Genomic DNA, 8,335 nt, shown 5'->3' with positions numbered 1-8,335 from the left:
CGGCTCTGGCTCGAGCCAAACGGCGACCACGGATGAAATGCGGCAGGGCGTTGCCTTGCCGCCTGTCCGCTCGCGCGAGTGGAAGCCGGCCTCCCCGCCGTCGGAAACTTGCCGGGTTTTCCCGCGTTTGATCCGGGTCAAACGTTCGAATCGATTGCCTCCTTAAGATGCAGTTCCCCCAAGTCGCCGCGGTTCGTCCCCCCGCCTCGGCATTTTTTCCGGGATGATGATTGAACCGAGCCGCGCAAGACCGCGGGAATGAGCCGATGCGTACCTATTATTTCGATTTCAAGGATGGCGTGCCCGTCCGCGACAAATCCGGACTGGACCTCGTGAGCGACGGCGCCGCCATCGCGCATAGCAAGGATCTGGCAAACCGCGTGCGCCGAGAGCAGCCGAAGGGCCATCGCGACCTTCGGATCGTGGTGCTCGACGAGAGCGGCCGCGAAGTCCACCGCGAGCAGATCTATCCGGACGCGACCTGATCCCTGGCCGGGGCGTTTCCGTCAACCTCGGCCCTTCCTCTCAGGCACTACGGATCCGAGATCGCCAGCCGCTTCGCGACGGCCGCCGAGACCAGATAGGCCGCCGCGATGGCGATGATCGTCGCTATCAGTCCCGCGGGCAGCGCGGTAAAGCCGAACGCGCCGCGCCACGGGCCGAGCGCCAGCGCCACGCCGACCAGCAGGGCGCCCACGGACGTGGCGATCAGGATGCGGGGCGGACGGTTCGCCAGCCACGGCAATTTGCGGGACCGGATCACGAAGATCACCAGGATCTGGGTCGCGATCGATTCCACGAACCAGCCGGTTTGAAACATCGCCGCATCCGCATCGAACAGCTTGAGCAGGACGGCGAAGGTGATGGCGTCGAACAGCGACGACACTATTCCCATGACGATGGTGAAGCGAAGGATGCTCGCCATGTTCCAGGATTCGGGCCGGGCAATGTCTTCGCGGTCGACGTCGTCAAAGGGGATACCGATCTCGGAGAGATCGTAGATCAAATTGTTGAGCAGGATTTGCAGCGGCAGCAATGGCAGGAACGGAAGCACGATCGAGGCCAGGGCCATCGAGAGCATGTTGCCGAAATTCGAGCTCGTTCCCATCCGGACATATTTCAGGATGTTGGCGAAGGTCCTGCGGCCCTCGCGCACGCCGGCCGCAAGCACGGACAGGTCCGGCGCCAGCAGGATCATGTCGGCGGCGGCGCGGGCGACCTCGGTCGCGCCGGTGACGGAGATGCCGACATGCGCGGCGTGGAGCGCGGGGGCGTCGTTGACGCCGTCTCCCATGAAGCCGACCACGTGATTGCGATGCCGGAGCGCGGCAATGATGCGCCGCTTCTGGTCGGGATCGATGCGGGCGAACAGGTCGACGTGATCGACCCGGGCGATCAGCGCGGCATCGGTGAGTTCCGAGATTTCGGCACCGGTCATGATCCGGTCCGCGCCGAGACCGACGGAGCGCGCGACATGCGCGACCACGGCGTCGTGGTCGCCCGAAATGATCTTGATGGTCACGCCGAGCGAGGCGAGCGCAGCGATCGCCGCAGCCGCATCCGGTTTCGGCGGATCGGCGAACACGCAAAAACCCACCATGGTCAGTTGGGCTTCGTCGCCGACGGCAATCGTCTGCTGCCCGGCCGGAATGGATCTGATGGCGACGGCAAGCAGCCGGAAGCCGTCACCGGCATAGCGGGTCTGGATGTCGGCCAACTTCCGTTGCCAGGTGGCATCGAGCGGATGAGCCAGGCCATCGATCTCCACGGCCACGCAGCGCGACAGGATGGATTCCGGCGCGCCCTTGGCGATCAGCATGTGCTCGCCGTTCCGGACCGCCAGAACGGACAGGCATCGCCGCTCGAAGTCGAACGGCACTTCCGCGAGCCGAGTCCAGCCGTCGAGATCGTTGTGGTTCGCCGACAGGATCGCGTCGTCGAGCGGGCTCCTGACGCCGGCCTGGAAGGTGCTGTTCAGGCGCGCCAGCCCAAGGACGCGATCGCTGGCCTGGTCCTGCGGATCGATATGCGCCGCCAGCGTGATCCTGGCTTCGGTGAGCGTGCCGGTCTTGTCCACGCAAAGCGTGTCCATCGCCCCGAGATCGTGAATCGCCGACAGCCGCTTGACGATGACCTTTCGCTTCGCCATGCGCAGCGCACCGCGGGCAAGCGTTACCGTCATCACCATCGGCAGCAGCTCGGGCGTCAGGCCGACGGCGAGCGCGATCGCGAACAGGAACGACTCCATCGCGTTGCGCTGGGCGACCAGATGCGCCATCAGCACGAACAGCGTGAGAAACAGCGTGAGCCGAAGGATCAATAGTCCAAGCTTCCGGACACCCTGTTCGAGCGCCGTGGGCGGGGCGTTGGCCGCCATCGCCGAGGCGATTGCGCCAAAGCGCGTCCGGCTCCCGGTCGTCACCACCAGCATCCTGCCGCTTCCGCCGACCGTACTCGTGCCCGCGAACAGGGCGTTGGTGGCATCCGCCGGCAAGGTCGCGGAGCAGGGCCGCTCGGACTTGAGCGCCGGAAACGGTTCACCGGTCATCAGGGCTTCGTTGATCTGGAGCTCCTGCGCCTCGAGCACGATGCCGTCGGCCGGTATCAAGTCGCCGATGCGGAGCTTGACGACGTCGCCCGGGACGAGCGCCGTCACCGAGATCGTCATGTCCTTGCCGTCCCTGACGACGTCGGCCTGGATGGCGACCGATTCCCGCAACGCATCGGCCGTGAGCTCGGCGCGATGCTCCTGGACGATGTCGAGCGTGATCGACAGCGACAGCACCGTTGCGATGATGGCAAAGCTGCCGATGTCGCCGCTCAGGCCGGAGACGAGGGCAGCCGCCAGCAGCATCGCGATCAGCGGATTCCACAGGCGTTGGCCGAGCTTGCGCCAGGCCGATCGGCTTTGCGAGGCGTCGGCGCGGTTGGCGCCATGGATGGCCAGCCGCCTGATAGCTTCGTCCTGCGACAGGCCGTCCGGGCCGCAGCCGAGCGCGCGATAGAGATCGTCCGTCGGCATTTGCCAGAATGCCGCGGCCACAGCCTTGGCCGGGATGGATTGTTCGATCATGCGGGGGCTCGGCGGTCGCTGACAACTGGGGCGAGGCCGAGGTTAAGCGATTGCCGGCTCCTCGGATTGACGCAACTCAATCCGGTCTCACGAGGCGCCGTCAGGTCAAGTCGAGCGGGCGCGATGCTTAATATTCGTTAAGCGCAAGCCGGTTCACTTCTTCCGGCTGTTTCCCCGCGGCGCAAAGATCTGATTGGCGGGCGGCTGCCCGCCGGTCGGCACGCCGATGACGATGAAGCTGCGGTCCATCGAGCTGTGACAGGCATTGCAACCGTCGGTCAGTCCGCGCATCGACGCGGCGAACTTGCGATCGTCTCCCGCCGCGATCGCGTCGGCGACCGAGAGCAGCGGCTCCTTCATCGTCGTGACGTTGCTGATGGGAATGGACGGGTAGAAGATCGCCGCCTGCGCCAGGCTGTTGGTCAGTTGACGCAATTCGTATGCAGCAAGGTCCCAGTTCCTGGCCTTGCCGGCATACCAAAGCTTGAGGTGCTGTTGCTGCGCCAGGCTCATGACCTCGACGAGACGGGGCGCATCTTGCCTTGCGTTCGGAGAGGGCGGCGGGCTGGACTGGGCCATCGCGGAGGTCAACGCGCTCGCCGAAATCGCCAGCACCGCACACCAAGTCTTCAGCGTCATCGGACCATTCCCTGCTGATTGAACACCTTGGATATCAGCGCCGCCGGGCGTTCTCTTGCGCTGCATCAATGCTCCATCGCCGCCGATCCCATTGTCGTGAAAGGCGCCGGAGTTTGCGCCTCGACAAAGTGGCCGTGACTTCAGCCACTTAGGGTTATCGAGTGCCAACATGGAATGTCGTGCGCGGCGATGGGAAGGAAACCGTGATCGGAACCAGCCTCTGCAGATGGGCAATCAGCTACTTCGCGGTCGCGATCGCGTGGCTGTTGCTTGCGGAGGGGCTTGTCGTTGCCGGCTTCGGTTTTCCGAACCACGATATCGACGGACCTGACACGCTGGTCATCGTTCACATCGTCACCATCGGTTGGTTGAGCACGGTCCTGTGCGGCGCGCTGTTCCAGTTCGTGCCAGTGTTGGTCGCAAAGCCGCTTTACGCGGAGCGCTGGACGCTGCCGGCGCTCGTGCTGCTGACGCTTGGCCTGACTGTTCTGCTCTCAGGCTTTCTCACGCTGGGCAGTCACCTCAACGGGCCGCGCTGGCTGCTTCCGGTCGGCGCCAGTTTCCTGATCGCCGGTTTCGCATTGGTCGTCGCCAATCTCGGCATGACGCTCTGGTCGGCCCGTCCCTTGCCGGCGCCGGCACGGTTCGTTGCAGGCGGCCTTGCCTGCATCTGTGTCACGGCGAGCTTCGGCGGCCTGTTCTCGCTGGTGCTGTCCGGCACCGCCATCGGAACGCAATGGCCGGACCTGCTGGTCTCGGGTGTTCCGATCCACGCACTGGCAGGGCTCGGCGGATGGCTGACGTTCACCGCGATGGGCGTCAGCTATCGCCTGCTCGCGATGTTCATGCTCGCACCGGACGGCGATGCGCGGCTTGGCCGGCTCGCCTGGATCGCCGGCATCATTGCGCTGGCCGTCGGACTGATCGGTGGCGTGCTCGCGCTCTGGCGCATGACGGGACTCAACCTGACGCTTCTGCTCGCGGGCGCTGCCGCGCTGCTGTCGCTGGCCGCCTACGGCCGTGACGTGCTCGGGCTCTACAAGGCGCGCAAGCGCCGCGCGCTCGAGCTCAACACGCGCATGAGCCTCGTTGCACTGGCGAGCCTCGTCGTCGCCGCAATCCTCAGTGTCGCATTTGTTGCGACCGGCTCTTTCCTGCCCCATGTCGGAGCGCTGGCCTTTCTCGTCGCGTTCGGCTGGCTCAGCGGCCTCGTGCTCGCCAACCTCTACAAGATCGTGCCGTTCCTGACCTGGCTCGAGACCTACGGTCCGGTGATGGGCAGAGTGCCGACGCCTCGCGTGCAGGACCTCGTTGCAGAGCGCCGCGCGTTGAAATGGTTCGTCCTGTTTTTTGCCGGAAGCTGGACCGCGACGCTGATGCTCCTGATCGACGCGTCGCTCGGCTTTCGCTTCGCCGTCGCGGCCATGACGCTGGCGACGCTCGGCCTGGGCGGCGAGTTCATCAGGGCCCGCCGGCTTGCGGACGTAGCGGAGCCGCTGCGCCTGCCGGCGGGAGCCGCCATGCCCCATCTCCTGGTCACACGGAACTGAAAGGGAGACTTGCAATGACCGCTTTTCTCGACGTCGATGTCCGGCCGATCCTGCGTGCAGGCGGCGAGCCGTTCTCGGTCATCATGGCCGCGCTCGCGCGGCTCGCGCCCGGGGAGGGTCTGCGGCTCTATGCACCCTTCAAGCCGGTTCCCCTGTTCGACGTCATGGCCAGCAAGGGCTTTGCGCATCGCGAGGCCGAGCTGGAAGGCGGCGAATGGGAGATCCGCTTCATGCCGGACAATGCCTCGCTCGAAACGGCTGAGCCGGCCGCGGATGCGCCGGGCGACGAGAATTGGCCTGAGCCCTCGGTTCATCTCGACAATCGCGACCTCGATCCGCCTGAGCCGATGGTTCGGATTCTGGCGGCGCTCGAACAGCTGGCCCCGGGCCAGACACTCCACGCTTTGCTCAGTCGGGAGCCGGTCTTCCTGTTTCGGGAGCTGAGCAGACGCGGCCATCAATGGCGCGGCGGCTTCACACCGCAGAAGGAGTTTTATCAGCTGACCGTGAGGGTGCAGGCATGATGAGCAATGATGAGGATCTCGTCGCCCGGATCAGGCAGGCGCTGAAGGTCGTGATCGATCCCGAGCTCGGCCACAACATCGTCGACCTCGGTTTCGTCTATGACGTGTCCATCGACGACGGCGCCGCGCACATCACCATGACGGCGACGACACCTGGATGTCCCGCTGCGTCCTTCCTCAAGGAAGGGGTGGCCAACAGCGCGTGCCTCGTCCCGGGCGTGGAATCGGTCGACGTCACCATGACGTTCGAACCGCCGTGGCAGCCTTCGATGATCTCGCCGGGTGTGCGGTCGGAGCTGGGCTTTGCCGAGGTCAATTGATCCGGAGCGGCGGCGATCGAAGATCGCGCCGCCGGCTACACGTCTTCGTTGTCCGGGCCACACCAGACTTTTGCGGGTGCGCGAAAATTCGCGAGGTCGAGCAGGTTGATCGCCCGGCCGGCGATCTGGTCGATCACATCCTCCAGTGACTGCGGCTTGAGATAGAAGGCCGGCATCGGCGGGGCGATGATCGCGCCGATCTCGGTGGCCTGCAGCATGCTGCGCAAATGGCCGAGATGCAGCGGGCTCTCGCGGACCAGCAACACCAGCCGGCGCCGTTCCTTGAGCTGCACGTCGGCCGCGCGGGTCAGGAGGTTGTCGAGCTGCCCCCAGGCGATGGCCGAGAGCGTACGGATCGAGCACGGCGCCACGATCATGCCCGCGACGGGAAACGAACCACTGGCGATCGCGGCGCCGATGTCCTGATAGGAATGGCTGCAAAAGGCAAGCGCGCGCAGTCGCGCCAGCGCATCGCTCCCGACTTCCTCGTCTAGGGTGCGCTCGGCTGCGGGCGAGACCACGAGGTGCACCGCGTAATGCGGATTGTCCGCCAGCAGCTCGACGATGCGCATGCCGATCGCGGCGCCCGAGGCACCGCTGATGCCGACGATGATGCCTTGCCGTGCGCTCATGTGAGGACCGGTGCGGGTGCTGGCGGGCCGGAAAGCCCGAGCTTCGCCCACATCGCGTCGACGCGCGCGACCACGGCGGGATCCATGGCCAGCGGAACACCCCACTCCCGATCCGTTTCCGGTGGAATCTTGGTTGTGGCGTCGATGCCGAGCTTGCCGCCGAGCCCCGACTTCGGCGAGGCGAAGTCGAGATAGTCGATCGGCGTGTCGGTGAGTGTCACGAGATCGCGCGAGGCGTCGCTGCGCGTCGAGACGGCCCACATCACGGACTGCCAGTCGCGGACGTCGATGTCGTCGTCGACCACGATCAGGAGCTTGGTGTAGCTGAACTGCGGCAGCATCGACCACAGGCCCAGCATCAGCCGCCGCGCCTGGCCGGGATAGCGCTTCTTGATCGACGCGACCGCGATCCGGTAGGAGCAGGCTTCCGGCGGCAGCCAGCAGTCGGTTACTTCAGGGAATTGCTGGCGGATCAGCGGCACGAACAGGCGGTTGAGCGCCTCGCCGATCCGCGACGGCTCGTCCGGCGGCCGGCCCGTGAAGGTCGAGAGGTACACAGGCTGTCGACGGGTGGTGATCGCCGTCACCCGCATCACCGGGAATTCCTCCACGGAATTATAGTACCCGGTGTGATCGCCATACGGACCCTCGGGCGCGGTTTCGGTCGCGGAGACGAAACCCTCGATGACGATTTCCGCCTCGGCGGGAATCGCGAGCGGGACAGTCAGGCAGGATGCGAGGTCGGGCCGCTCGCCGCGCAGGATGCCGGCAAAGCGCAGTTCCGACATGGTTTCGGGCAGCGGCAGCACCGCGGCCAGGATGGTGGCAGGATCGGCGCCGATGACGATCGCGACCGGCATGTCGCGCCCGATCGCTTTCCATTGCTGGTGATGCCGGGCGCCGCCGCGATGCGCGAGCCAGCGGATGATGGCACGGTCGCGGCCGAGCACCTGCATCCGGTAGACGCCGACATTCTCTTCCTGGTCCGCCGTTGCGGAGTCCGGCGGCACGGTGATCACAAGCGGCCAGGTGATCAGCGGCGCCGGCTCGCCCGGCCAGCAGATCTGGACCGGCAATCTCGCAAGATCGATGTCGGGCCCCATCGTGACGCAATCCTGCACCGGCGCGCCAGCGCGCGTGCGCGGGCGCGTCGCCAGCGCGGCACGGGCGAGGGGGATCTTGTCGAAGGCGTCCCTGATGCTGTTCGGCGGTCGCGGCGCGCGGAGCTCGGCCATCAGCTCGCCAAGCTGTTCGAGACGGTCGGGCGCGATCCCCATGCCCCATGCGATCCGCTCGACCGTTCCGAACAGATTGGTGACGAGCGGCATCTCCGACACACGACCGTCGGCCTTGACGGGCTGCTCGAACAATAATGCCGGTCCGTGCGCCTCGAGGACACGCCGGTGGATCTCCGTGATCTCGTGGACGACGGAGACCTTTTCGCGAATGCGTCGCAACTGTCCCCGGCTTTCGAGGAAGCGGAGGAAGTCGGGCAAGTCGCGGAAGCGCGGCACATCACGTTGCAATTGAGCAAGCTCCCAAAAAATCACAGCTAGCCGGCTTGTTTTCGGTCTTCATTGTTCCCGCTCAAATACAG

8 protein-coding genes are annotated in these 8,335 nt (G+C 65.7%); 4 read left to right on the top strand and 4 right to left on the bottom strand.

Translation table 11 applies throughout. The features are described from left to right. Positions 1-266: 266 nt before the first annotated feature. Positions 267-485 (top strand): DUF6894 family protein, encoded by a 219-nt coding sequence (locus QRQ56_RS24070; protein WP_438743461.1) that lies wholly within the window; start codon positions 267-269, stop codon positions 483-485. A 47-nt stretch (positions 486-532) separates the two neighbouring features. Here the strand turns inward: QRQ56_RS24070 and mgtA are convergent, their stop codons facing one another. Beyond that, positions 533-3,073: a magnesium-translocating P-type ATPase gene (gene mgtA / locus QRQ56_RS24065; RefSeq protein WP_438743459.1), complete on the bottom strand. Its 2,541-nt coding sequence runs from the start codon at positions 3,071-3,073 to the stop codon at positions 533-535. Between the two features lie 153 nt (positions 3,074-3,226). Next, positions 3,227-3,883: a hypothetical protein gene (locus QRQ56_RS24060; RefSeq protein ID WP_438743457.1), complete on the bottom strand. Its 657-nt coding sequence runs from the start codon at positions 3,881-3,883 to the stop codon at positions 3,227-3,229. Between the two features lie 32 nt (positions 3,884-3,915). Here QRQ56_RS24060 and QRQ56_RS24055 point away from each other — a divergent pair, with 32 nt between their 5' ends. Genes QRQ56_RS24055 through QRQ56_RS24045 form a run of 3 tightly spaced genes read left to right on the top strand, consistent with a single transcriptional unit; the run spans position 3,916 to position 6,106 of the window. After that, positions 3,916-5,262 (top strand): hypothetical protein, encoded by a 1,347-nt coding sequence (locus tag QRQ56_RS24055; RefSeq protein ID WP_438743455.1) that lies wholly within the window; start codon positions 3,916-3,918, stop codon positions 5,260-5,262. A 14-nt stretch (positions 5,263-5,276) separates the two neighbouring features. After that, positions 5,277-5,786, top strand: coding sequence for a DUF2249 domain-containing protein (locus QRQ56_RS24050; protein WP_438743453.1), 510 nt, complete (start codon positions 5,277-5,279; stop codon positions 5,784-5,786). Further along, positions 5,783-6,106 carry a metal-sulfur cluster assembly factor gene (locus QRQ56_RS24045; RefSeq protein ID WP_438743452.1) on the top strand — a complete coding sequence of 108 codons (324 nt, stop codon included), beginning with the start codon at positions 5,783-5,785 and terminating at the stop codon, positions 6,104-6,106. The genes QRQ56_RS24050 and QRQ56_RS24045 overlap by 4 nt, the downstream gene beginning before the upstream one ends. A gap of 35 nt (positions 6,107-6,141) precedes the next feature. Here the strand turns inward: QRQ56_RS24045 and QRQ56_RS24040 are convergent, their stop codons facing one another. Both QRQ56_RS24040 and QRQ56_RS24035 read right to left on the bottom strand, forming a co-directional pair. Then, on the bottom strand, positions 6,142-6,738 hold the full coding sequence (locus QRQ56_RS24040) for a UbiX family flavin prenyltransferase (RefSeq protein WP_438743451.1): 597 nt from the start codon (positions 6,736-6,738) through the stop codon (positions 6,142-6,144). Continuing rightward, positions 6,735-8,264, bottom strand: coding sequence for a UbiD family decarboxylase (locus tag QRQ56_RS24035; protein WP_438743450.1), 1,530 nt, complete (start codon positions 8,262-8,264; stop codon positions 6,735-6,737). The genes QRQ56_RS24040 and QRQ56_RS24035 overlap by 4 nt, the downstream gene beginning before the upstream one ends. Positions 8,265-8,335 lie beyond the last annotated feature (71 nt).

It is taken from the genome of Bradyrhizobium sp. U531 (assembly GCF_051710265.1).
Classification (GTDB): domain Bacteria; phylum Pseudomonadota; class Alphaproteobacteria; order Rhizobiales; family Xanthobacteraceae; genus Bradyrhizobium.
Note: the sequence above shows the minus strand (reverse complement) of the source record. Positions and strands in the feature narration are given on the sequence as shown.